This is a genomic window from Geobacillus sp. C56-T3 (genome assembly GCF_000092445.1).
Lineage (GTDB): Bacteria > Bacillota > Bacilli > Bacillales > Anoxybacillaceae > Geobacillus > Geobacillus thermoleovorans.
This window is the reverse complement of sequence record NC_014206.1, coordinates 1,427,863-1,450,483: the sequence shown is the minus strand read 5'-3', so window position 1 is coordinate 1,450,483 and position 22,621 is coordinate 1,427,863. Positions and strand designations below refer to the sequence as shown.

Annotated in this window: 20 protein-coding genes, 1 tRNA gene and 4 pseudogenes; 6 read left to right on the top strand and 19 right to left on the bottom strand. The window is 50.1% G+C overall.

Translation table 11 applies throughout. From position 1 onward, the window contains the following. Window positions 1-37 precede the first annotated feature (37 nt). Window positions 38-613 (bottom strand): Uma2 family endonuclease, encoded by a 576-nt coding sequence (locus tag GC56T3_RS07395; protein WP_013144969.1) that lies wholly within the window; start codon window positions 611-613, stop codon window positions 38-40. 268 nt (window positions 614-881) lie between these two features. Between GC56T3_RS07395 and GC56T3_RS07390 the strand changes: the two genes are divergently transcribed. Continuing rightward, on the top strand, window positions 882-1,343 hold the full coding sequence (locus GC56T3_RS07390; RefSeq protein WP_013144968.1) for a Uma2 family endonuclease: 462 nt from the start codon (window positions 882-884) through the stop codon (window positions 1,341-1,343). Window positions 1,344-1,685: 342 nt separating this feature from the next. Beyond that, window positions 1,686-1,759: transfer RNA gene (locus GC56T3_RS07385), tRNA-Pro, on the top strand. A gap of 167 nt (window positions 1,760-1,926) precedes the next feature. On the opposite strand, the gene GC56T3_RS07380 is transcribed toward GC56T3_RS07385, so the two are convergent. Both GC56T3_RS07380 and GC56T3_RS19295 read right to left on the bottom strand, forming a co-directional pair. Next, on the bottom strand, window positions 1,927-2,988 hold the full coding sequence (locus GC56T3_RS07380; RefSeq protein WP_227456702.1) for a hypothetical protein: 1,062 nt from the start codon (window positions 2,986-2,988) through the stop codon (window positions 1,927-1,929). Between the two features lie 63 nt (window positions 2,989-3,051). Beyond that, on the bottom strand, window positions 3,052-3,612 hold the full coding sequence (locus GC56T3_RS19295; RefSeq protein WP_013144966.1) for a hypothetical protein: 561 nt from the start codon (window positions 3,610-3,612) through the stop codon (window positions 3,052-3,054). 346 nt (window positions 3,613-3,958) lie between these two features. Here GC56T3_RS19295 and GC56T3_RS18510 point away from each other — a divergent pair. Beyond that, window positions 3,959-5,312 (top strand): annotated as a pseudogene (locus GC56T3_RS18510) (IS1634 family transposase); the annotation flags it as partial. Window positions 5,313-5,320: 8 nt separating this feature from the next. Here the strand turns inward: GC56T3_RS18510 and bioF are convergent. Further along, window positions 5,321-6,495: pseudogene (gene bioF, locus GC56T3_RS07370) on the bottom strand (8-amino-7-oxononanoate synthase). A gap of 206 nt (window positions 6,496-6,701) precedes the next feature. Here bioF and GC56T3_RS07365 point away from each other — a divergent pair. Beyond that, window positions 6,702-6,884 carry a small acid-soluble spore protein H gene (locus GC56T3_RS07365; RefSeq protein ID WP_011231614.1) on the top strand — a complete coding sequence of 61 codons (183 nt, stop codon included), beginning with the start codon at window positions 6,702-6,704 and terminating at the stop codon, window positions 6,882-6,884. Between the two features lie 46 nt (window positions 6,885-6,930). Here the strand turns inward: GC56T3_RS07365 and GC56T3_RS19605 are convergent, their stop codons facing one another. The 7 genes from GC56T3_RS19605 to GC56T3_RS07335 form a co-directional block, all read right to left on the bottom strand. Next, entirely contained in the window at window positions 6,931-7,068 is a 138-nt protein-coding gene (locus tag GC56T3_RS19605; protein WP_013144965.1) for a hypothetical protein, read from the bottom strand. Window positions 7,069-7,160: 92 nt separating this feature from the next. After that, window positions 7,161-7,529 carry a VOC family protein gene (locus GC56T3_RS07360; RefSeq protein ID WP_013144964.1) on the bottom strand — a complete coding sequence of 123 codons (369 nt, stop codon included), beginning with the start codon at window positions 7,527-7,529 and terminating at the stop codon, window positions 7,161-7,163. Then, window positions 7,526-8,308, bottom strand: coding sequence for a YhfC family intramembrane metalloprotease (locus GC56T3_RS07355; RefSeq protein ID WP_013144963.1), 783 nt, complete (start codon window positions 8,306-8,308; stop codon window positions 7,526-7,528). The genes GC56T3_RS07360 and GC56T3_RS07355 overlap by 4 nt, the downstream gene beginning before the upstream one ends. Before the next feature lie 22 nt (window positions 8,309-8,330). Continuing rightward, entirely contained in the window at window positions 8,331-8,978 is a 648-nt protein-coding gene (locus tag GC56T3_RS07350) for an SdpI family protein (protein ID WP_041468329.1), read from the bottom strand. Then, window positions 8,965-9,249 (bottom strand): autorepressor SdpR family transcription factor, encoded by a 285-nt coding sequence (locus tag GC56T3_RS07345; RefSeq protein WP_013144961.1) that lies wholly within the window; start codon window positions 9,247-9,249, stop codon window positions 8,965-8,967. The genes GC56T3_RS07350 and GC56T3_RS07345 overlap by 14 nt, the downstream gene beginning before the upstream one ends. A gap of 318 nt (window positions 9,250-9,567) precedes the next feature. Beyond that, complete coding sequence (locus GC56T3_RS07340) at window positions 9,568-11,115, bottom strand: acyl-CoA carboxylase subunit beta (RefSeq protein ID WP_013144960.1); 1,548 nt, start codon at window positions 11,113-11,115, stop codon at window positions 9,568-9,570. Window positions 11,116-11,172: 57 nt separating this feature from the next. Beyond that, a complete protein-coding gene (locus GC56T3_RS07335) occupies window positions 11,173-12,840 on the bottom strand; it encodes an AMP-binding protein (protein WP_193568257.1) in 1,668 nt (555 codons plus the stop codon). A 125-nt stretch (window positions 12,841-12,965) separates the two neighbouring features. Between GC56T3_RS07335 and GC56T3_RS18505 the strand changes: the two are divergent. Beyond that, window positions 12,966-13,142, top strand: a pseudogene (locus GC56T3_RS18505) (4-hydroxyphenylacetate 3-hydroxylase C-terminal domain-containing protein); the annotation flags it as partial. A 143-nt stretch (window positions 13,143-13,285) separates the two neighbouring features. Here the strand turns inward: GC56T3_RS18505 and GC56T3_RS07325 are convergent. Next, the gene (locus GC56T3_RS07325; protein WP_013144958.1) at window positions 13,286-14,722 is read right to left on the bottom strand and encodes a sodium/proline symporter; all 1,437 of its coding nucleotides are present in this window, start codon (window positions 14,720-14,722) and stop codon (window positions 13,286-13,288) included. Window positions 14,723-15,066: 344 nt separating this feature from the next. Here GC56T3_RS07325 and GC56T3_RS07320 point away from each other — a divergent pair, with 344 nt between their 5' ends. Next, window positions 15,067-16,308 carry an aminopeptidase gene (locus GC56T3_RS07320; protein WP_013144957.1) on the top strand — a complete coding sequence of 414 codons (1,242 nt, stop codon included), beginning with the start codon at window positions 15,067-15,069 and terminating at the stop codon, window positions 16,306-16,308. A gap of 103 nt (window positions 16,309-16,411) precedes the next feature. On the opposite strand, the gene GC56T3_RS07315 is transcribed toward GC56T3_RS07320, so the two are convergent. The 7 genes and pseudogenes from GC56T3_RS07315 to GC56T3_RS18500 form a co-directional block, all read right to left on the bottom strand. Further along, window positions 16,412-19,225 carry a lipopolysaccharide assembly protein LapB gene (locus GC56T3_RS07315; protein ID WP_013144956.1) on the bottom strand — a complete coding sequence of 938 codons (2,814 nt, stop codon included), beginning with the start codon at window positions 19,223-19,225 and terminating at the stop codon, window positions 16,412-16,414. A gap of 233 nt (window positions 19,226-19,458) precedes the next feature. Continuing rightward, window positions 19,459-19,743: a hypothetical protein gene (locus GC56T3_RS07310; RefSeq protein WP_013144955.1), complete on the bottom strand. Its 285-nt coding sequence runs from the start codon at window positions 19,741-19,743 to the stop codon at window positions 19,459-19,461. 74 nt (window positions 19,744-19,817) lie between these two features. Then, window positions 19,818-20,087 (bottom strand): hypothetical protein, encoded by a 270-nt coding sequence (locus GC56T3_RS07305; RefSeq protein WP_041468327.1) that lies wholly within the window; start codon window positions 20,085-20,087, stop codon window positions 19,818-19,820. A 75-nt stretch (window positions 20,088-20,162) separates the two neighbouring features. Further along, window positions 20,163-20,582 (bottom strand): minor capsid protein, encoded by a 420-nt coding sequence (locus GC56T3_RS19920; protein WP_227456701.1) that lies wholly within the window; start codon window positions 20,580-20,582, stop codon window positions 20,163-20,165. Window positions 20,583-20,877: 295 nt separating this feature from the next. Continuing rightward, window positions 20,878-21,516: a LysE family translocator gene (locus GC56T3_RS07295; RefSeq protein WP_013144954.1), complete on the bottom strand. Its 639-nt coding sequence runs from the start codon at window positions 21,514-21,516 to the stop codon at window positions 20,878-20,880. A 15-nt stretch (window positions 21,517-21,531) separates the two neighbouring features. Further along, window positions 21,532-21,765: pseudogene (locus GC56T3_RS07290) on the bottom strand (transposase); the annotation flags it as partial. A 40-nt stretch (window positions 21,766-21,805) separates the two neighbouring features. Continuing rightward, the gene (locus tag GC56T3_RS18500; RefSeq protein ID WP_013144952.1) at window positions 21,806-22,561 is read right to left on the bottom strand and encodes a YqcI/YcgG family protein; all 756 of its coding nucleotides are present in this window, start codon (window positions 22,559-22,561) and stop codon (window positions 21,806-21,808) included. Between the last annotated feature and the right edge of the window lie 60 nt (window positions 22,562-22,621).

Below are 22,621 nucleotides of genomic sequence, written 5' to 3'. Positions count from 1 at the left end.
GCCTGAGCCTGCTGTTTGAACAGCAGCCGTTTTTCTTTTATTCTTCTTCGGCAAATACGTTTTTCAATTCGATCGCAAATCCGGGAAACATGCGGACAGGAATCGTATCATCGCGGACGTACATTCCTTGATGGCGGAATCTCCCTTCTTCCAGCACATAGACATCAATCGTCTCATTCATCGGATCGACAATCCAATATTCTTTCACCCCTGCCCGCTCGTAACGGTGAAATTTGACAATTTTGTCCTTGCGCACCGTCGATTTTGAAATAATCTCCACAACAAGATCCGGCACGCCGACAATTCGTTTTTCGCGAATTTTGCTTTTGTCGCAGACAACGACAAGATCCGGCTCAACCCATTCGCGAATTTGTTCCGGATCATCCCGATCCGCCAAACAAACGTCGATCGGAGCGCCAAATACGGTGCATTCTCTCCCACGCAAATAGGCCGCAAACTCGACCAGCAATTCACGTTGCACGGCCTGATGTTTCGGCGTCGGAGCGGGGGACATGTTGAAGACTTGGCCATCAATAACCTCATAGCGTACATCTTCGTCAAACATCATGTATTGCGCATAAGTAAACGGCTGCCCTTTTTCCGGCACCGGCATGAAAACGTCCTCCTTTCCCGTTTTCTTTATAGTATACTTGAATACCGCCCGGCAGCCTAGAGAACTGGTGATGTAATGAAAAATCAGCCCAAAACACACTTTTCTCAAGTTGAGAAGCCTTTTACCATCAGGTCTTCTCTTGCTGCCCAAAACAACGATGAAGCGGAAAGCATCGTTTTTCACCAGCCTTCTAGCGTCTTCTTTTCCCCACACTCCGTTGTAGGCAAGGGAGAACCGTTTCAAGTATAATGAAAAAGAGGTGAAGAGCATGCAAGAAGCCATCAACATGTCCCCGTCCCCGTCATGGGAACATCAAATCGTTTGCGACAATCTTGTTTCCATGATCAAAGGAAAAAGCCCATGTCAACCGATTTCAAACTTGTCCGTGAAACTCGAAAAGAACGGAAAAGTGATGAACGAGTTTATCCAGCCGGATGTCGCTGTCTATTGCGAACGGCCGGAAAAAATCATCGGCGGCTATAAGGGGCGGCCGCTCATTGTCATCGAAGTTGTCAGCCCGTCAACCTACAAAATCGATGTGACGCTGAAAAAAGATTTGTACTGCGCCTACGGAGTGGAAGAATACTGGATCGTTGACCCATACAACAAAACAATCCGTCAGTGCACACTCGAACATGATCGATACGCCGAGACGATCATCGCCTACGGAGAAACGTTCGATTCTGTTATCGGAACGATTGACACCGCGCTCGTTTTCCAAGGTGTTTAGAAGGCCGGCGAAAAACGATTCTTTTCGCTCCATCGGCGGTTTTTGCAGGGGAAGACAAGTCGATGGCGCAAGATTTCTCAGCTTGAAACGAGTTCTTTAGCGGGATATCTTGCATGCTTTGTCGTATAATCAATGGCGAATTCTCTGTCGCAAAAGCAGAGGCGGACAGACAGAGGAAGATACGTTTAAATGAGCATGAAAACAGGAAACAAAAAAGCAGACTTGTCAGCAACAAGGATGCCGCTAGTCTTTCAACGGCATCCTTTTCCAACTCAACGCAAAATTCGCCATTGATTTTGTCCTGCTTTTCTTGTATAATTGGAAATGTCTCACCATCCATTTCGGGATGTAGCTCAGCTTGGTAGAGCACACGCATGGGGTGCGTGGGGTCGCAGGTTCAAATCCTGTCATCCCGATCGAAAAACCAGCCGAAAAAACGTCCGGCTGGTTTTTTATTCTTTCAGGCTTTCCCCCATCGTGATGCTGTTTTCCCCTATGAACTTAAGGATATTTTACTTTCATGGTGAAAATAGGAGGAAACCTCCTAAAATTCACCTCTTTTCTTCTAGTTGTTTCATAAACCTTATCGTATTTCATACAGATTGGCAAAGTTTAGAAAAACATTACTTTTTCCTTTTTTTATATCATTTAGATGAATAAAACTTTCTTCTCTTGGATTGTTGTTAATTAACAAGAAAAACCGCTCTTTGCTAGATAAAGTGACTTCTTTTGGAATAGGGATGATAAAATCCTGATCTTTTGGTTGTTCAAGCGTATAAGAACGAGGTTGTTTTCCTCTTACTCCATATATATTTCCTTCCATATCAAAAAACATGATCTCCTCCACCATTTTGTGCGGACTTTGATCAATTCGAACATACCGTGCTTTATTAACCTCTTCTACTTTTAAAGGAGTGAAACGATCATTTAACAAAACAACAGATGGCAGACCAAACTCGTTGCTTTTACTGTTTTCCTTCTTAAATATCTTTTGAACATTATCCAATTTTATATGTGATGATATTTCAGAGAAATCATTTTTATTCCTTTTACTTACTAATACCTTCGTTACAGGTATGTTTTCCGTAAAAAATTGTTTTTGATCTTTATCAATTAAAATAGGCAAATACTCACTAAAATCATAATTGCTTGATACCTGGACACGAATCGGAATTTTTAAGGATCCGTTTCCTTTCATGTGAATATCATAATACGTGTATTTTTTATTGTTAATCGAAAATTTGATAAATTTTTGATTATGGAAAATAAACAGACGAAAGTGACGATCTGTATCTTTTAGACTATCAATGATAAAGTTGAACGTGAATTGTTTCATTCCAGATTTTAAAGAAACAATATCAACCGATTCATTATCAATCATCCACTTTTTTTTCAGTTTCGAATCAACTGTAAATGAAGTTGCGGTATCAGGAATAAATCCAAGCTGTTCCTGCGCATTATTTGGTATAATAAAATGTTCATTTTCATGGAAAGAGATAGTATCACTTGTATGTAAGGGTTGTCTATTTTCTTTTTCATTTTCTTTTTTTAAAAAATTATTGCATCCTGAAAACAGCAATACAGAAAGCATGATGAGTACTATAATCAAATAGCTTTTTTTTCGACCCATTTTATCATTTTCCACCTTCCGTTTTCACCTTGATGAAAAAGCCCAAAATGCTGAGGCATTTTGAGCTTTTAGTTTTTATTAAAATCTTATACTATCTCCTGTATCAGCCATATAAGTATTAGTAGAAGTTGATAATGTGTGATGAGAAGTAGCTCGATATTCCCATCCAGAAGGAACACTTCCTGGATAATGAGAAACTGTTGCTGTATCAGTAGTTTTTCCTAACCCAGTATCTTGCTTAGTACCTAGAGAGTTTCCATTAAGCATTAACGTCGTAGTTACTCCATGAGATGAAAGAGTAACTTTACTCGTCGTTTTTCCAACAGCCTTCACTTCACTAACAGGATACGCATTTGGAGTAATTCCTTTTATCGACGAAGATGCCGAAGATTCTGAAACATAAATATACGTGGAGCCTGTCCCTACTGTGGATATAGAAATTGATCCTTGAGCCGTCACTTTTCCGTTTTCTACTACTGCTCTCAAGTTTGCTTCATTGCTATAATGGATGGCATTTTCCCATAATTTTGAAACACTGTCTTTATTCTCTTCTGCAAAAACTCCTCCTGAAGAAAAAGAAATCAAAGAAGCGGACAAGGCTGTGGCAAGTCCGAATTTCAAAAACTTCATTTTCTTCATTTCCTATCCTCCATTTCTGGCTCTTCACCAAAAGTTGTACTTGATTTTTTCTGAACATACCCTATTTACGCTTGTGAGGGAAAACCAGCAAATCAGTGATTTTTGCATATCCTTGTGCAGGAAACCGCATTGCTTGTCAAGTACATGTTGCGGTGAAGAGCCCCATTTCTCATTTTTTGTAATTTCATTATAAATTATTAAAAATAAACCTTCAATAGTAAATTTTCGAAAAATACACTTTATATCTCACATTTCGCACCCTCTCGACCAAAATCGGGAGGATTTTTTTCGTCCCGATGTCGAATCGATCCTTGGTACACAAGGAAAGCAAAGGAGTTTCCACACCATGGACGTTCGAATTCGTGCGATTTATGAAAGTTCCTATTTGAATATAATAAGCGCCATCTTCCAGGATCTTGGCCTCCCCCAGCTGATTGACCGGCTGGTTCCGGTGGATCGCCAATGCCAAACCCGAACCAGCGATATCGTCAGCCTGACCATTCTGGATATCTTGATATCTTGAGCGGCCGGCAAGCCCTGGTTCATTTGGAACGGTGGGCGCATGACATCGATTTGCCGAAGCTGATTCGGCCAGGGCTGGATCCGTCTTGGTTCAACGACGATGCGATTGCCCGTCATTTGGATCGACTGTATGAGGCGAATATCCATTAAGTCCTGTCGTCTTGCCTCGTGCAGACCTACAAGAAAGAAGGCCTCTCTCTTCGCGTCTTCCATGCGGATACGACGGATAAGACCGTTTACGGCGCGTATGAGTCGGCCTCATTAGAGGCTTTGCAGATCACACATGGCTATAACCGCCATCATCGTTGGCAAAAACAGATCGGCTTCGGACTGGTCGGCAACGAGGACGGCATCCCGTTTTACGGCGACGTGCACGACGGCAACGAGCCGGACAAAACGTGGAATCCCGAGGTGCTGTCGCGAGTCCATGAACAGCTGAAGCAAGCGAAGATCGAAGATGAATGGATTTACGTGGCGGATTCCGCCGCGATGACGAAAGACACCTTGGCGCAGACGAAAGCCGCCAACGCCTTTTTGATTACCAGAGGCCCTTCGTCGCTCCGGATCGTCAAAACCGCGCTTTCGGAGGCGGATGTCCAACCCGATTCGGCGTGGAGCGACTCCTTTGCGCTGGCTGAAAAAAACGGCGCCACGTACCGGGTATGGGAAACGGCCTCCCAACCCGTACGGCTGATCGTCGTCGAATCGAGCGCCCTCGACCAACGGAAAGGAAAGACGCTCGAAAAAGAGCGAGCACAAGAAGCGGAGCTTCTCCGCGAGGAACAAGAGCGTTGGGAGCGCCATCCCTTCTCCTGCCAGGAAGATGCCGAACAAGCCTTGGCTTCCCTCAAGGCGTCCCTTCGCCCCCGGTTTCATCGAGTCAAGGCCACGGTTGAAGAGATCGTGCGTCCGAAAAAACGCGCGGACGGCCGAAAAAAGGGGCGGAACCCGAGATGGAGACGCTGTACATCCTTCGCCTAAGCGTGGAATTCGACCAAGACGCGTGGGAACAGGCGAGGCGGAAAGCGTCCCGGTTTGTCCTCGTCACGACCGTTCCGAAGGAATGGAAGGGCCAACAAATGGATGCCCAAGAGATCTTGAAACTGTATAAACGGCAGATCTCGGTGGAAATGAACTTCTCCTTTATTCTAAAAAACGAAATAAAAAATCCTTTCTTTCAGCCCTGTTAGGGTGCGAAATGTGAGTATGAAATCAATCCGATCTGCTTCCCCGCCAAAGCGATGCAGTCAACGGCCATATCAATGTCTTCTTCCGTCATCGCGGCGGTGATGGAAAAGCGAATGCGCGCCGTTCCCTCAGGGACGGTCGGCGGCCGGATGGCGACGGCCGCGATGCCAGCTTCTTGCAGCTGCTCGCTCATGGCCACGGCCCGGTCGTTCGGACCGACGATCACGGGAACGATCGGCGTCTCGCTGCCGCCTGTGTCAAACCCAAGCCGCTTCAGCTTGGTGCGGAATCTTTCGCTTAGGGCGTGCAGCCGCTCGCGCCGCTTTGGCTCAGCTTGGACAATATGAATGGCAGCCTCATTGGCGGCAAGGCGGTTGTAAAAATCAAGCTGCGGGCGCTGTTGATCAAATAGTCGACCAGCCACGGCTCTCCCGTTACATACGCTCCGAAGCTGCCAAGCGCTTTGCTGAAGGTGCCGATGGCGATCACATCCTCTTCCTTCTCAAGCCCGAAATGGTGAAGCAGCCCTTCACCGTTCGGTCCGAACACGCCGCCGCTGTGCGCTTCGTCAACGAGCAAAACGGCACGGTAACGCCGCTTCAACTCAACCAGCTCCTCGAGTGGCGCCATATCGCCGTCCATGCTGAAGACGGCATCGGTGACGATCCATTTCCGCTTCGCGGGCGGAGATTGCTTCAACAATGATTCCAGCTGATCGATGTCATGATGTCGATAGCGGAAACAGGCGGCTTTGCTCAAGCGGATGCCATCAATTAAACTCGCATGGTTCAACTTATCGCTAAAGACAAGATCATCTCGGCCAATTAAAGCTGTCAACACGCCGATGTTGGCCGTGTAGCCGCTGTTGAAAATAAGAGCCGCCTCTGCTTTTTTCCACTGTTTCAACGCGGCTTCCGCCCGCTCATAGAGCGGATGATTGCCGACGACGAGCCGCGACGCGCCCGCTCCGGCTCCGTAGGCCCGCATCGCTTCGCAGCCCGCTTCGATGAGCCGCCTATCATCCGCCAACCCTAAATAATTATTGGACGCTAAATTCAACATCGGCTTTCCGTTCAGGATGACCGTAGCGCCTGAAGCCTCTGCCCGGCGCAGCTGGCGTTTTTGCGCTTTTTGTTCCCATTCGTGCAGTTTGACGGTCAGTTCGGTTTTCATCCCTATCCCCCTTGTATGTAAACTGTTTATAAAAAATAGTTTACATTAAAACCCGCAACTCGGCTAGGAAAAGATGATCGGTTTTGTTAATTGATTATTTAGCACATTGTTTTGGAAATTATTCTTTTCCACCCTCAACCGCATGCATAGTTCAATCGCAGACATGTCATACTATACGTGTTATCAGCAAAAAGGAGGTGTTGGAAATGGATGTCCGTCGGGCGCAAGAAATTGCGTCGTCGCCGGTGATGGCAAACGTCACGTACAACGGCCAGCGCATTTACATTGAGCATGTCGACCAGCAAAAAGGCGTAGCAACGATCCACCCGCTTGACAACCCAAATCAAAAGCAAAGCGTGCCGGTCGCAAGCTTAGAGGAGCATTCGTAACGAAAAAAGCGAGAGAAAGGACGCGTCCTTTCTTCCGCTTTTTGATTTAATCGGCCGTCAGCTCTTCCCGCTGCTTGTAGGCCTCTTGCACCGTTTGTTCCTTCATCGCTGTCCGGCCTGCCGTCCGAGTGTCGGCGGCGCGGGCCGGCTGCCCAGCGCGTTGGTTGTTCGGTTTCCGTTTCATCGCCCTCCCCTCCTTCATCCCTAGCATGCCCCGAATGAGACGGGTTTACGATAGGGATGGGGAAAGCGACCCTTCTTGCCTCAAACACTATTTTACCTTATTTTTTCCAACAGCTCGATCCGGTTGCGGAACGGATCGCGAAACGAAAACCGCTTCACCCCTGGGATCGGTTTTTCGTCTTGCGTCGCGACGCCGCGTTCTTCCAAATAGCGGCGCGCCGCTTCCACATCTTCCACTTCGAAGGCTGGGTGGCTTTTGCTGTTGTAGCCGTCGCGGTTTTCTGCTCCTATATGAAGCTGAATATCGCCGACTTTGTACCAAAGTCCACCGTTTCCTTTCAGCGATTCCGGCTTTTCGATTTCTTGAAAACCAAGCACACCGGTGTAAAAGGCGCGCGCTTCGTCTTCGGCGCCAAACGGAATGCAAATTTGCACATGGTCAAGCCGTTTTACACGAATCATCGTTTCTCTCCTCCCTGTTCGAATGCTGGTTTCATGCGGCAGATGAACGAAACAGCGGCGATCGCCCAAACAAGCAGCACCGCTTCGACCGCCCAAACGTTCGTGACCACTTTCGCTTGGTAAAGCGCCGGCATCACGTCCATCGCCGCATGGATCAAAATGGCGTACAGGACATAGCGGAATTGCCTCTCCCGCACCCCAAACAAAACGAGGAGCGACAGCGCCACGTGCACTGTAAACGCAAACAGCCGTTCCAAGCCGCCTAACACGTACATCGCAAACGGCGTGTGCAACACTTGCTCCTTGATCAGCTCCGCCTGTCCTGCCGGAAGCGATGGGGCGATCGTTTTGTCGAATGATCCGGATTGAATCAGGCTCGCAAGCACGATGACGTTGACCGCGCCAACCACCCCGAGCAATACCGCTTCCGTCCCGCCGTGCCCAAGCCCGAATGATAAACCATCGCCATATCCGCGATGTTGCTTTAGCAGCCAACGGAACCCGACATAGCGGCCAAGTTCTTCAAACACGCCAGCGGCAAGCGCCGCATACAGGACAAAGAGCCAGACGCTGTCCGTTCCCTTCAGCGCCGGGCGCCCCGGTTCGAGCACAGCGATGTGCAGCGCCTTTTCCAACACTTGCGAGAACACGAGAAAGATCAGCGCCCCGACGCCGAGCGCCTTCCACGACAGCCATCCTTTTTTCCTTCCGTACCATACAAGTCCAATCGGAACGAACAACGATATGCACAACTGCGCCACCGCGCCCGCCACGTTCACGTAAAGTCCCCCTTCCGCCTATTTAGGATCGTTTGCGCTGTTCTTTTCGAAAATAAAGAAACGATTGGACGATCAAATACAAATTGCCGAAAACGATGACGAGCATCAAGAGAACAAATTGTATGTCTCCGCGCGAGAACGCGGTCAACATCAACAACATTCCCATGACGATGAACACCTTGCCGCCGAGGCGGTGCGTTTTGTTCCAAACGGTTTCGCTTTCCAACGTCCACGGCGTGCGGATGCCGATAAAATAATTCGGTTTGATTTTCGGCATGTAGTTTCCAAGCACAATCAACAGCGCTCCGACGCCAAGCGGCACGAGCCGTCCAATATCGACCGAAACCCCGAGATTGTACGCCAATGTTGCGATATGCAGGAGCAAGAAAAAGCAGGCGAGCGCCGCGTTGACAATGCCGTAGCTTTTTTGAAAACGGCCGTAACTTTCTTTTTTCGGGTCAAACTTCGGCAACACTCCCATCAACATGATGAGAAATGTCATCAATAAGGGCGGAAGAAACGCGCCCAACCATTTGTTGCTGAAGCCATCGGCTTCCCCTGATGCACTCCAATGAATCGCCACTTCATCCGGCAAATACGGAAGAGCGGCCAAACTCAAGAAATAAGCGAGAACCGTCAACACGATCGCCAGCCGGCTAACCTTCATCATTTCTCTCCCCCTTTTCGACAAAATCGTAAAACCAGCGAAGCAAATCTTGAAACACCGTCGTGTTCAGAGAGTAATAGATATGCTGTCCCTCACGCCGGTCTTGCACCAAATCAGCCTGCTTGAGAATTTTCAAGTGATGCGAGACGCTCGGTTTTTGCATATCAAAATGCGAAGCGATCTCCCCTGCTGTCAACTCCCCGTTCCGCAACAGAGATAAAATTTTCCGACGCGTCGGGTCGGCGATCGCTTTAAACGCTTCGTTGAATGACAAGGGTGATCCCACCTTGTGAACGATTTTTGGATGCGTCTTAAGGGGGTTGGGAGGCCATCGGGAGAGCTTTCATTTGTCGTTGCCTCTTATGCGCCAATGTGAACAAGTTTTCATACATGTATATAGTTAGATATTTAGAAAAACATCTAAATGTTGAATAAACGATTCGATATTAGTTAAAGAATATTCCATTTCCATTCGACTGTCAATGTCTTTTCTGGCTTTCCCACGTAGATATCAGTGGAAAGGAGGGCGCACAACTAGGCGCACCCCCCTGAGTCCATGGTAACGTGGGGCTTGGCTTCCCACTGACTTCCGTTAAAACCCCGTCGGCCAAGCGGCGAGCAAGCGCTCGCTTTTTTCGCGCTTGGATGTAAGCAAATATTCAAGTGTCTGGCAAAGGAATTTTCTCGTCTCCGCCGGATGGATGACATCGTCGATCAAATGTTTGCGCGCCGCCCCATACGGTGAGCTGTCAAACGACCACTGCTTGAGCAGCTCCTGACGCCGCTCATGCGGGTTGTCGGCGCGTTCAAGCTCGCGGCCGTATACGACGTTGACGCCGACTTCCGGACCGGTGAAATTGATTTCCGCGCTCGGCCAGGCGACGACCACATCCGCTCCCATCCCCGGTCCGCACATATTGCCGTACGCCGCGCCAATGCTTTTGCGGATGACAACCGACATTTTCGGGACGGTTGATAGAGCAAGCGCCTGATTCCACACCATGATTTTCGTCGCCATTTTCGCTTTTTCCGCCTCCACGCTGATGCGGAAGCCAGGCGTATCGTGCAAAAAGATGAGCGGAATATGGTACGAGTCGCACAGGCAAATGAATTCCGTCGCCTTTTGGCATTCCTGCGGTCCGGGCGCTCCTGCGTATTGGTTGGGCTGATTGGCGATGATGCCGACGACATGGCCGTTCAAATTCGCCAAGGTGGTGATCAACGCCTTGCCGAATTGTTTCTGATACTCAAAATAGTCCCCTTCATCAACAAGGCAGGCGATGATTCGCCGCATATCATAGACGCGGCTTCGTCTGTCCGGCAAAATTGAAAACACTTCCTCCACCATCCGGTATGGATCATCGTCCGTCTTCCGCAGCGGCGGCCGCTCGTTCGCGTTTTGCGGCATGTATGAAAAAAACCTTTTTAGTTGCCCAATGCATTCTGCCTCTGTCTCGCCATCGGCGTCAATTTGTCCGGTGTATTGATGGTGGATGTCGACGCCGCCGAGCTCATCCGGGGCGACGCGCTGCCCGTTGGCCAATTCAAGCATGCGCGGCCCGGCGATCGCCATGCATGTCCCCTTCAGCTGCGTGACAAAATCGCAGCTGACCGCCGTCCATGTCGGCCCGCCATAGCTGTCTCCCAAAATCGCCGCCATTGTCGGCACTTGCCGGTGATGGGTGAGCAGCTCGCGCGGAAACAATTTGTCGCTGATCCCGTCGGAGCCCATCCCGTCCGGCATGCGCAGCCCGCCGCCTTCATGGAGGAAAAACATCGGCAAGCCGTTTCTTACGGCCAACGCATGCATCTGCCGCGACTTGCGCAAATGAACGCTCCCCTCCGTTCCCGCGAGCACCGTTTTATCCCCGGCGATGATGACCGCCGGGCGGCCGTCCACTTTGCCGATGCCGGCGATGAGCCCGTCCCCGTACGTCGTTTCTTCCAAGCCGGGCTGGTCGGATGTGTTCAGCTGTCCAAACTCGATAAAAGTTCCTGCATCCACAAGCAGGTCGATCCGCTCTCTGGCCGTCAGCATCCCTTTTTCATGTTGCCTGGCGATTTTCTCCTCGCCGCCGCCCAGCGCAGCGCGCGCCTTTTTCGCCATCAGTCCGTCTGTTAATTGCCGCAACTTCTCCACCGTGATCCCCCTTTTCCGGAAAAGGCGGGGCGGCCCGCGCCAAACCCCGCCGCTATGTTATTCTCTTGGAAGCAGCTTTCGCAATACTTTGCCTGACGGCGTCGCCGGCAATTCATCAATGAACTCGATATAACGGGGATACTTGAACGCCGCCATATGCGTTTTCGCCCATTCGATCAAGTCAGACGGCGCCACCTTTCCTTTATGCGAATCATGGAGAACAACAAACGCTTTCGGCACTTCCCCTTTCATCGGGTCAGGCACGCCGATGACCGCACATTGCTTGACGGCCGGATGTTCGTTCAACAGCGCCTCGACGTCTTCCGGAAAGACGCTGTAGCCGGACACTTTGATCATTTCTTTCAACCGCCCTTGGAAATACAAATAGCCGTCTTCATCGATATACCCGATATCGCCAGTGTACACCCACCCGTCTTTCAGCGTCTCGTTCGTCGCGCTATCGCGGCGGAAGTAGCCTTGAAAAACCCCCGGATTTTTGACGACAATTTCCCCCGACTGCCCAGGCCCAAGCTCCCGTTTCGTTTCCGGATCGATGATGCGGATGTCCGTCTCATATGTCGGGATGCCGCACGAGCCAAATTTCATACAGTCATCCGGCATAAACGTGTCGCACGTATGCGTCTCGCTCAGCCCGTAGGCGGCTTCGTACAACAGGCAGCCGCCGGTCGCTTCCGCCCACCGCTCGGCAAGGTCTTTCGTCACCGGCAGACCGAAGCTGGTTGCCAAGTTGCGCTTTAAGCTTGACAAATCGGCAGAGGTGGCTGCGAGCGCTTGCAAAATGGCCGCATTCATCGGCGCGATGCTGTACCATGCCGTGACTTTGTACGTTTCGATGGCTTTGATCGTCGCCATCGGGTCAAAGCGGGTAAACAGCACGCATGGATGTCCCGTGTACACCGGCGTATTCAGTCCCATCACCATCCCGGCTATATGGCAAAGCGGCGAATGGGCCATCAGCACTTCCGCTTTTTCCGTCAGCCGGTTCGCCTGCGCGGATGCGGCCGTCTTAAACAGCGCATTGCCATACGTGAGCATCGCTCCTTTCGGCCGCCCGGTCGTACCCGATGTAAAAATGATCAGCCCGACATCGTTCCATAAGTCAATGGCCGCGGCCTCCTCAAGCGGCGGATAGGCGGCGATGATGGCCGCAAAATCGTCCGCGGCGCTATCCGGCTGCTTCGGTTGCACAAGCTCAGCGCAAAGCGGGATGCCCCCTGCCGGATCGGCGTAATCGCCGTAGTGGCACGTGACGATAAACGACAGAGGCGCTGTTTGTTGTTCGGCTTGTCGAACGCGCGGCACTCCTTCCTCTCCGGCGATGATGCCGACAAGCGGCACTTCAGCGAAAAAATAGGCGAGCTCCGATTCCCGGTACATCGGGTTGAGCGGGACGACGACGCCGCCTAACTGCTGGATGGCGAAGTGGGCGATGATGTATTGCGGACAGTTTTGCATGTACAAGGCGACATAGCTCCCTTTCCTCACCCCTTTTTCCTGCAAATAGCGGGCAAAACGGCGGACGTGATCCAGCAATGTTCCCCAAGTGATCACCTTGTTGTAGAAGATGTACGCCGGCTCGTTTTCCTCGCGTTCGCCGCGATGGCGCAAATAATGATAGAGCGGCTGTTCGCCGAGCACGTAGCGGAGCTCCTTAGGCAGCCCGCTCGGCCAGTACGGGCGTGTGTGGTTCACATGTTTCACCATCCTCCGACAGAATACTGAATGGTCAGTATTTTTTCTTAGAAAACGCTTTCAGTCAATTGTTCATGTCCTCTGCTTCATCCATATGAATATCATTTCGCTGTCATTCGGCGATTTCCTTTTTCGAACAACCAATCAGCTTCTCCTGGGATCTGGCGATGAGCGCCTTCGGAACGCGGCAAACGCTGTATGAGCGGTTTTTCTTCGGCGATCCGGCCCGGTTTGCAACGACGTTCTACCACCGGTACGACCGAGAGGCGTGCGCCGAGATCGTACGTCAGTTTTTGGACAGCGAACAGCGTTGACAAAACGGCGATCAACACAGCACCAAGCCGGCCGAAACGCCCGCCTTTTCTCAAATCAAGCATTCCATGTAGATAGACAACAATCGGAACGGGTGCCCCGCCTCTTTCGGGACACCCTCATGTTCATGTACTGACGTGATCGGTCACATCGCCCGCCGCCGATCGGGGAACAACAGGCTAAACAGCACCCCGGCCGCCAGCGCAATGGCAAATGTCGTAAACCGCGAGCTAATGATGGCCTCAAGCGGAGAAGAAATCCAAATAACCGTGCTGACAAAACCGGCCACAATCGTTGCGATGACGCCGATGCCGGAATACCGCTTCCAGAAGAAAGAGAGCAAAATCGTCGGCGACAACGTGCAGCCGATCCCTGCCCATGCCCAACTGACAATGAAATACACAAGCGACTCAGATGTCATCGCCAGCACCAAGCCAAGCAGCCCGGCGATGACCACCACCGCGCGGGAAAGCGCGACAAGCTGTTTTTCCGACAGGCGAAGGCGCAGCGAGCGGCGGACAATATCTTCGCTGATGGAGCTCGTGATCACGAGCAGGTGCGAATCAGCTGTTGTCACGATGGCGGCCAAAATGCCCGACAAAAGCACTCCCGCCAGCCACGGCGGCAATAAATCGAGCGCCATGTGCGGCAACACCGTTTCAACATCGGCAAATGAGCGCCCTTGGTAAAGGGCGATCGCCGCAAGACCAATCAAAAACGCTCCGCCATAGGCCAACAGCGTCCAAACGATGGCGACCGTCTTCGCCGTTTTCGCCTCACGGGCGTCTTTTAGTGCCATGAAGCGGACGCTCAGCTGCGGCTGGCCGCCTAGATAGCCGAAAAACCAGGCAAAATTGTTAAACAACAATAGCCCAAGTGCAACACCGGTCACTCCCCCCGTCCATGAGTCGAGGCCTGGTTTCGCGTGATGGAGCGCTTCACTGATCGACAACCCACCACTGTAAATTTCCACCACTGCCACGATAGGCAAAATCACGAGTGTTGCCAGCATAAGCACACTTTGAATCATATCCGTCCAGACGACGCTGACAAATCCACCGGTGTACGACAAAAGGATGACAATCACCGCGCTGATGACCATGCCAAGCTTCGGATCGATATGAAACACGGCAAACAACGTCTTGCCCGCTCCCGCAATTTGTGCGCTGAAGTAAAACATCATAAAGCTAAAAATAAGGACGGTCGAAAGCCATAAAATCGTTTGTCCGTGGGCGCCGAACCGCTTGGCTAAATAGCCGGGCAAGGTCAGCGCTCCATGTCGCTCTGCCTCTTGGCGGAAACGGTCCGCCAAAAAGAGCCAAGCGCACACAATGCCGATGACAATGCCGACGGCCACCCAAATGGCAGAAAGGCCGCTTGCAAACACAAAACCCGTGTAGCCAAGCAGCAGCCATGCCGATTCGCCCGTCGCCCGCTCGGAAAACGCGAGCGCCCAACCGGGAAGTTTTTTTCCGCCAAGCAAAAAGTCGGAATGGCTCATCTCCTTTTTCCCATACCAATAGCCAAGCGCCGCCATCACAAGACAATACAGCACGAGTTCCGCCAAGATGATGCCATTCATCGCTGTTCCTCCCTGTTTGTATAGTTTTGCGCAGGCGCACACTTGATCTGCCAGTACATCCCCCTCCTTTTGCCCTACACCCCCCTTTCCATAAAAAGGGCACTATCATCAGGCCGCGACGATAGTGCCGATGTCAACGACATTTAGTAGTCTTCACCATGGAACCTTCTTTACTCTTTACATATGTATGTGTCAACCCATCCTGTTATTCCAATATGAGCCGCGTCCTACATCGGAAAGTTTCGCTTTCGTCCGGACAGAATCAACATGTGAAGCGCCGCAAGTTGCGAGGCGGCCCGAATTATAATAAAGTGGAGATGAGTCCAAAAAAAGGAGTGAACAAGATGAACCGTTGGGAGAAGGAATTGGACAAATACGCCGAGCTGGCGGTGAAAGTCGGGGTGAACATTCAGCCCGGGCAAACGCTGTTCGTCAACGCCCCGCTCGAGGCGGCGCCGCTCGTCCGCAAAATCGCCAAAACGGCGTACGAAACCGGGGCGAAGCATGTGTATGTCGAGTGGAACGACGAGGCGCTTACATACATTAAATTTCACCACGCCCCAGAGGAAGCGTTTTCCGAGTATCCGATGTGGCGGGCGAGAGCGATGGAGGAGCTGGCCGAACAAGGTGCTGCCTTTTTATCCATTTACGCCCCGAATCCTGACTTGTTAAAAGACGTCGATCCAAAGCGGATCGCGACCGCCAATAAAACAGCGGCTCAAGCGCTCGCCAACTACCGGAGCGCCATTATGGCCGATCGGAACTGCTGGTCGCTCATTTCCGTCCCCACACCAGCGTGGGCGCAAAAAGTATTTGGCGATCTGCGCGATGAAGAAGCCATCGACAAATTATGGGAAGCGATTTTCCGCATCACCCGCATCGATCATGACGATCCGATCGCTGCCTGGCGCGAACATAACGACCGGCTCGCCCGCATCGTCGATTACTTAAACAACAAGCAATACAAACAGCTCGTTTACGAAGCGCCCGGCACCAATCTCACGGTCGAGCTCGTCGACGGGCACGTCTGGCACGGCGGCGCGGCGACGAGTCAAAGCGGCGTGCGCTTCAATCCCAACATCCCGACCGAAGAAGTGTTTACCATGCCGCATAAAGACGGCGTCAACGGCACGGTGCGCAACACGAAGCCGCTCAATTACAACGGCAACGTGATCGATGGGTTTACGCTCACGTTCAAAGACGGTCAAGTCGTCGACTTCAGCGCCGAACAAGGATATGAGACGCTTAAGCACTTGCTTGACACCGATGACGGGGCGCGCCGCCTCGGGGAAGTCGCCCTCGTGCCGCACCAATCGCCGGTGTCGCTGTCCAATCTCATTTTTTACAACACGCTGTTTGACGAAAACGCCGCTTGCCATTTGGCGCTCGGCAAGGCGTATCCGACCAATATCAAGAGCGGCGCTTCATTGTCCAAAGACGAACTCGACCGTCGCGGCGTCAACGACAGCCTCGTCCACGTCGACTTTATGATCGGCTCAGCTGATCTGAACATTGACGGCGTGACGAAAGACGGGAAGCGCGAGCCGATTTTCCGCAGCGGCAACTGGGCATTCGAACTGGCGTAATCGGTTTCGCCAGCTCTAAACAATAAGGCTGCGCCAAACGAGCGGCCAGATCCGACCGTTGGCGCAGCCTTATTTCGTTCAAACACGGTTTTGCACGGAACCATTAGACCGAACGGATTGGTTTGTTTTCGTCCTGCAGCAAGTGCACAGCGGCAGATGCCGCCTGCGCCAGCTGCTCGCATTGCCGCAAACGAATGCCAAAGAGCACGAGCGGGTCGCGGTACGCCTCAGGGTTTTTGCGCATATGTTTGAGCTCGCCTTCCTGGGCAGCGATCTCCAGCTCCAGCCGTTTCAACGTTTCATCGAGCGCCGTCAATGGCGCATGGAAAAATTGAGTGACATCACGCTCAAGCGATTTGGCAAACCATTCAAACGGCAGCAGCAACTGCTGGATGATCGCCTCCACCACCTCAGCGTAATCTTGCGTCTGGATCAACTGCTTATACTTTTGCGCCAGCATCGCCTTGTTTTGCGCAAAGGCACCGAGCAGTTTGCCCGCCCCTTTCAACAGCAGCTGGCTTGGCGTTCTCCGCAAGAAAACGTTCACCTTGCCCACTTGCACCCCGTTGATCAACCGATCCATATCGCGCCGCCAATCGGCGAGAATGCGAAAATCGCATTCGAGCTTGAGCCGTTCCTGGCCGAACATGGCGTTAAACCCTTCGCCCATTTCATGCAAAAACACCTGGCATTCGTTGAATTCGTCTTCCGTCGCTGCAATCCACTGTTCCATGGCGCGGCGCAGCTTTGGCAACGCCTCTTCAGCAAGGTAAGCGCGAAGCCGTTCGTTCGCTTTGTTGTTCAGTTCAAGATGCAAGCGGGAAAAATCGCTGTCTTCGCTCACAAGATCCGCCATGCTGCGCAACAGATCGGGAATCGCCGTCAACAGCTCGCCCCGCATTTCCGCCAAGACGGTGTGGAACGACTTTGCCGTTTTGGCCGTTTTCTCCTCTTGCAGGTCGCCAAGCTGATGGATGGCGCCACTCAGTTTGGCCGCCATTTCTTTTTTCCATACGACCAGCTCCGCCAGTCGGCTTTCCGCCTCGGCCCGCTGCCGGAACAAATGAGCGATGAACTGGCGGATCGTCGTTAAAATCGCTTCCTCGCGGCGGACAGGGGACACGCATCGGCGCATCTCCTCAAGCCAGCCGACGAGGGCTTGCTGCTGCTTGCGGCTTGGCGCATGCGGCGAATAGACCATGACATTGGCTTCCGGAACGATCGTACGAACGTGCGCTTCCACTTCCTCAACGATTCTCGCCGTCTCCTCTTCATCCACCATCCCGTCGCCCGGAGGAAGCAAAACGTACATCGGCGCAGACGGCGCCCGCTCGCGAAGCTGCAGCATCAACTGTTCATCGGCGCTAGAAAACGGATCCTCGCCGTTGAGAAGAAAAAGAATGCTGTCAGCAAGCGAAAACGACACAAGCGCTTCATGGTCGGATGAAGCGCGTCCGCCGAGCGGGCCGATATCCAACAAGACAATCCCTTGCGGCACGAGTGAAAACGGCGCCGTGCATTCAATGACAGCGTCATCGGAGAATCGGCTTCCGCGGCCGCCCGTTGCCTGTTGAAATTCGTCAATGCTCGAAAAAACGGTAAACTGGTCGTCGCTGATTTTCGCCACTTCCATCTCCCCGCCGTTTCTCCACGCAAGCACCGGCGCAGATGGCGCCGCCAACGCTGCCTCGCCGACCAACGTCCGCAAAAACGCCAACCGCTCATGGCGCGACGCCCCAGCGACCAAAACGAAATGCGTCCGCGAATCGGACAGTTGCCGCACGAACCAGCGGAAGCGGAAATGCGAGCCCGCCCGCTGCTCTTCCGCCCAATCGGCAATTTCTTCAAATAGCGACACACCCGCTTCCCCAGCTTGCCGTTTCGCATGGACGAGCCGCTTAGCGGCGTCGTTGACCGTCTCTTCTTCAAACGCCTCAGGAAATTTCTCACTCCACGCCAACAAGGCAGCCGCGGCCACCGCTGTCTCCGGACCGTCGGCTAAACTCACCCAGCTTTTGACAAGCGGTGGCACCACTTCCACCAACTCTTTCAATCGGTACGGCCCTTTCATCAATCCTGCATAGGCTTCCCCTAAAAGGCCGGGAATTCGCTTCCAGTCGTAGTCGCGGCCGATCGACAACTCATCATAGAGGCGGTTCCACTCTGCGAGCCACGAAAAATAGAGGTCACCATCCCGATAACCGTTCCATAGCGCCTGCACAAGCCGTTCAAACTTCACCCGATCCGTTTCGTACAACAGCGCCAGGCAGCGTGAAAACCGCGCAGGCGCCATCGTTCGCGCATGTCCTTGTTCCACATAACCGGTCAAAATGTCCGCCCAGCGGCGCGCCGACGTCCGCACCGCCTCTCCTAAAGCAAGCTCGACGGCGCTTTCCCAATCACCTTGCTCCTCGAAAAAGGCGCGCGCCCATTCGGTCATGTTCGGATAATCCGGATACAACGTCACGCCGCGCTTAATCATATCATCCGCTTTCGCGTTTTCCACCAACTCACGGTAGAGCAAAAACAGGCGCAAAATGATTTCCGCATGCAACGTTTCGCTTTCCGTCTCAATCGAACGGTACAGCTCCTCGGCCAGCTCGAGCCGTCCAAGCTCATAGTAGCTGTCGGCGATATTTTTTTGCGCCCACGGGCGCAAATCGTCGTGATGGACTTGTTCCCATTTCAAGATCGCCGCTTCGTAGTCGCGGCGGTGGAAATACACTTCCCCTTGGGCAAAGCGAATCGACGACAAATCAGCGCCATCCCGATGCGCCGTGAAAAACATATCGCCAAGCGCGCTGACAACGTCGCGTTCTCCCGCCTCGACGAGCGTCTCGTAAAATGTTTTATGAACAAGTTGCTGTTCAAACCCCATGTCGATCACCTGACTCGTATATTTGCCATGCATGTTCATTGTATGGCACGTTTTCTAATTTTATTTCTATCCTATACATTTTAACAAACTTTCGCCGAAAGGAACGTTTCAATTTGTTTTCATTTGCAAGACAAAATTCGACCCAATATGCGATGAGGCCAACCAAAGGAACTTTCAATGGTGGTTACGGCCACGAACCACTTTGTTCTTTTACGTCTACAAATGCTAAAAAGACGAGGGAAAATAAAAAAGCACGTAACCATTCGAGTAGGTTAAGTGCTTCTCGTCAACAATTTCTTAATCGTTTGATATTTTTCCTCTACTTTGTTCCTCAGCTCTTCTTCTCCGATATACTCATCATCATCCTCTCTATGAAGAGGGTTAGGCTCATACCAGCCGCACGCTTCCGAAATATCATCAAACGCGTCGATGTACTTTTCGTCTAAATCTCCATCATCGAAATAAGATGCATATATAGCAGGAAAATCATAAGAAAATTGCTCTGGCGGCAAATTTCCTTCAAGATAGTCTTCGATGCACCGCAACAAATCATCCATCGATTTCCCTCCAATCTTTTTTTGGTTTCTTTCTAGAAAGCTGGTGATTTAGTAAAGAAGATTGAGGGCCCCACCTATTTTTCAATTAGAGAAACTTTGCCAAACGGGCTTGCGATTCTGATCCAACGCCGTTGATTTGCCCGCAACGCCCCGTTTTTCACCAGGCTTCTAGTAACAATACTAACAATTTCGCCAGTATCATTAGCTTGTATGACAGCTATACCGTCTTTAAAATACACCGTTTTGTTCCCTTCTGCCTGATGATATTTTTTACCTGTCTTGAGTACATCCAAGACATTTTCACTTGTAAAGGCTCTTTTTCCTTTTCCTTGTTTTTGGCCCAAAGCTCGGTTAACTGCATGTTCTCTAAAGGGCTGGTGATTGAGTACAAAATACTGCTAGTCCCAGCTGTTTCTCAATTAGAAAAACCTTGCGAAATCAGCCTTCTTTTTTGGCGAAATGCCGCTGATTTGCTCGTGACAGCCGTTTTTCACCGGTCTTCTAAATATAAATCCTTTTTCTTTAAAGTATTCAAACGTTTTGTTCATTTTTTGAAGATATTGTGCTGAATAAACATTAGGATCCTTTACCTCTAGCTTATGCCCTCTGATATGCTTATTATACCACTCTTCGTACGAAACGGAATCCACCACCCCATTCATCGACTGGCGTTTTTCGCCGTTTGTGTATTCCGATTCATCAAAATGCGGAATCGTCGTCGTTCGGCAGCGCACATGAAATGGAGGCGCGTTCGTCCCTGGCTGATAATCTCTGACGTTATAAACCTTTCCGTCTTGATACCTACAAATATCCGATGTTCGCATATCTAGCGTGGCCAAAAGTATGGGAAATTCAAACAGAACACAATCAAGTAATCGTATTGATCGAGGTATCTTTTGATGCCAAAAATTGTTTTCTGCAAAGAAAAAATACAGAGTTTCGCAACGAAAAGTGCAGAGAATTACAACTTGACATGGAGCCTCTGGGGGCGTGATGAAAAAGCCAGGAAGCCAGCAATATCAAGGGCTGGCTATGCCTAAAAAGGCTATCACGCCCCCCTCTCCATGTAAAGTTGGCCTAAGCCAAATTCTCTGCAGATCTCTGCATTTTTATTTTGCAATAAACAGCCAAAAATTATATCATATGTAGAAACGTTTTAAAGGCTCTATATCCAAAGCTTATACCAAATCCAATCAAAGAAATCCCTGCCGCAACAGATAACCATTTTAGCCACTTTTGACTTATCATTTTTCTTCCCAAATGTACAGAGAGTGCTACTGTAAAATCCCATAATGCGATCCCCAGAAATATCGCACTACTTTTAGCAAGTGCATGATACCTTTCAATAGAATTCAATTCCATCGCTAATACAGATCCATAGATGCTAACCCAAAAAACAATATTAAGTGGATTCGATATAGCTATAAAGAAGCCAGAAAGATATGATTTGAATAAACCTTCTTTGTTAACCTCTCCGGTTATTTCAACCTTTTTAAATGCCTCCTTTATGCTATCATAACCCAAATAACACAAAATGAAGAAACCAGAAAACCACATGATGAGCTGTACAACAGATTTTGTCAAAAAAACGGATAAGCCAAAAAAGATGGCAAACATTAGTACTATATCCGCTGACATTCCTCCCAATCCGACAACCCATGAATGAAAAAATCCGTACTTTATTCCCCGCTTCACCATTTCTATGTTAATAGGACCAATCGGAATTGATAAAGATAAGCCAAGAAGAACCGAAGCAAAAAAACTACTTAGCATATATTAATCTCTCCCTTGAATCGCTTCATACAGCTGGCGAAAGCCCTCTTTCGACTGGAAGATCGGGAACGATTTGCGAAGCACGCGTCCTCGGTCATCCACGAAGCAGGCGTAGTGGGTTCGTTTCGCGATATCGATTCCCACGACAAGCGTTTGTTCGGTTACTTGATCAATTTTATAGTTTTGTGTACAATTCATTTGAAGTCCTCCTTGGTATGGTGAGTGATGTGTTTGACACCCCTGCATCATACCAAGAGGGCTTTTTTTGATCAAGTCCCCGGAAAAGCTCCTAACGGGAATGCTCCTTTTTTAATGGACACCTCATCACACTTTCTTCATTTGTATCAGGTAATATATACTGTTTCCATTCTCTTTTGTCAGGGGCTCCATAATCTCCTATATCTGGATGAGGAGGAATTGCATCGTATTGTTTTAATCTGGCTCTAATCATTTCTCTTACTTGTTGACCTCTTGGAGTATCTCCTGTTATATCATCAAGCGTACCTCTCGGTTGGAAAGTAATTTCAAGCCCATTAGACGTGTATCTGCTTTTTCTTGCATGATAAATAGGAGCTCTGCAGACAACAAAAATAGGTTCTCCCCCAAAACAATACTCCCATTTAGGATGATTTGGGTCTGTTGGAATGTCTCTAGGCCATGGTTCTGGATCATGCTCCATTAAAAATTGTAACACTTTCCAAAACTGTCCTTTGTAATATTCTGCATACACAACTTCTTTCGGAGGTTTAAAAAATGTTACTAAAGTAGTTCGTTTCCCAATGTTTCTATATGTCTTAATGTATTCATATAAACCGTCTCGTAGTCTTAATAATTCATCTTCAGTTGTCGACTGTACAAAAATATATCGTGACAAACCTTTTTTCTCAGCTTCTACTGCAAAATAACAAGGATAAGGATGTTCCTTATCTAGAATATTATCTCTAAAACTTTGATAACATTCTAATTCCCAATTTTTCAAATTTTTTTCTTTTATTCTCCTATTTATTTCGACCTGATCTAGAACAATTCCTGTCTTAGTTAACATAGAACCATCTCCTAAAAATACTTAATATTTCCTTCAATACAAATACTAACACTAATCGTT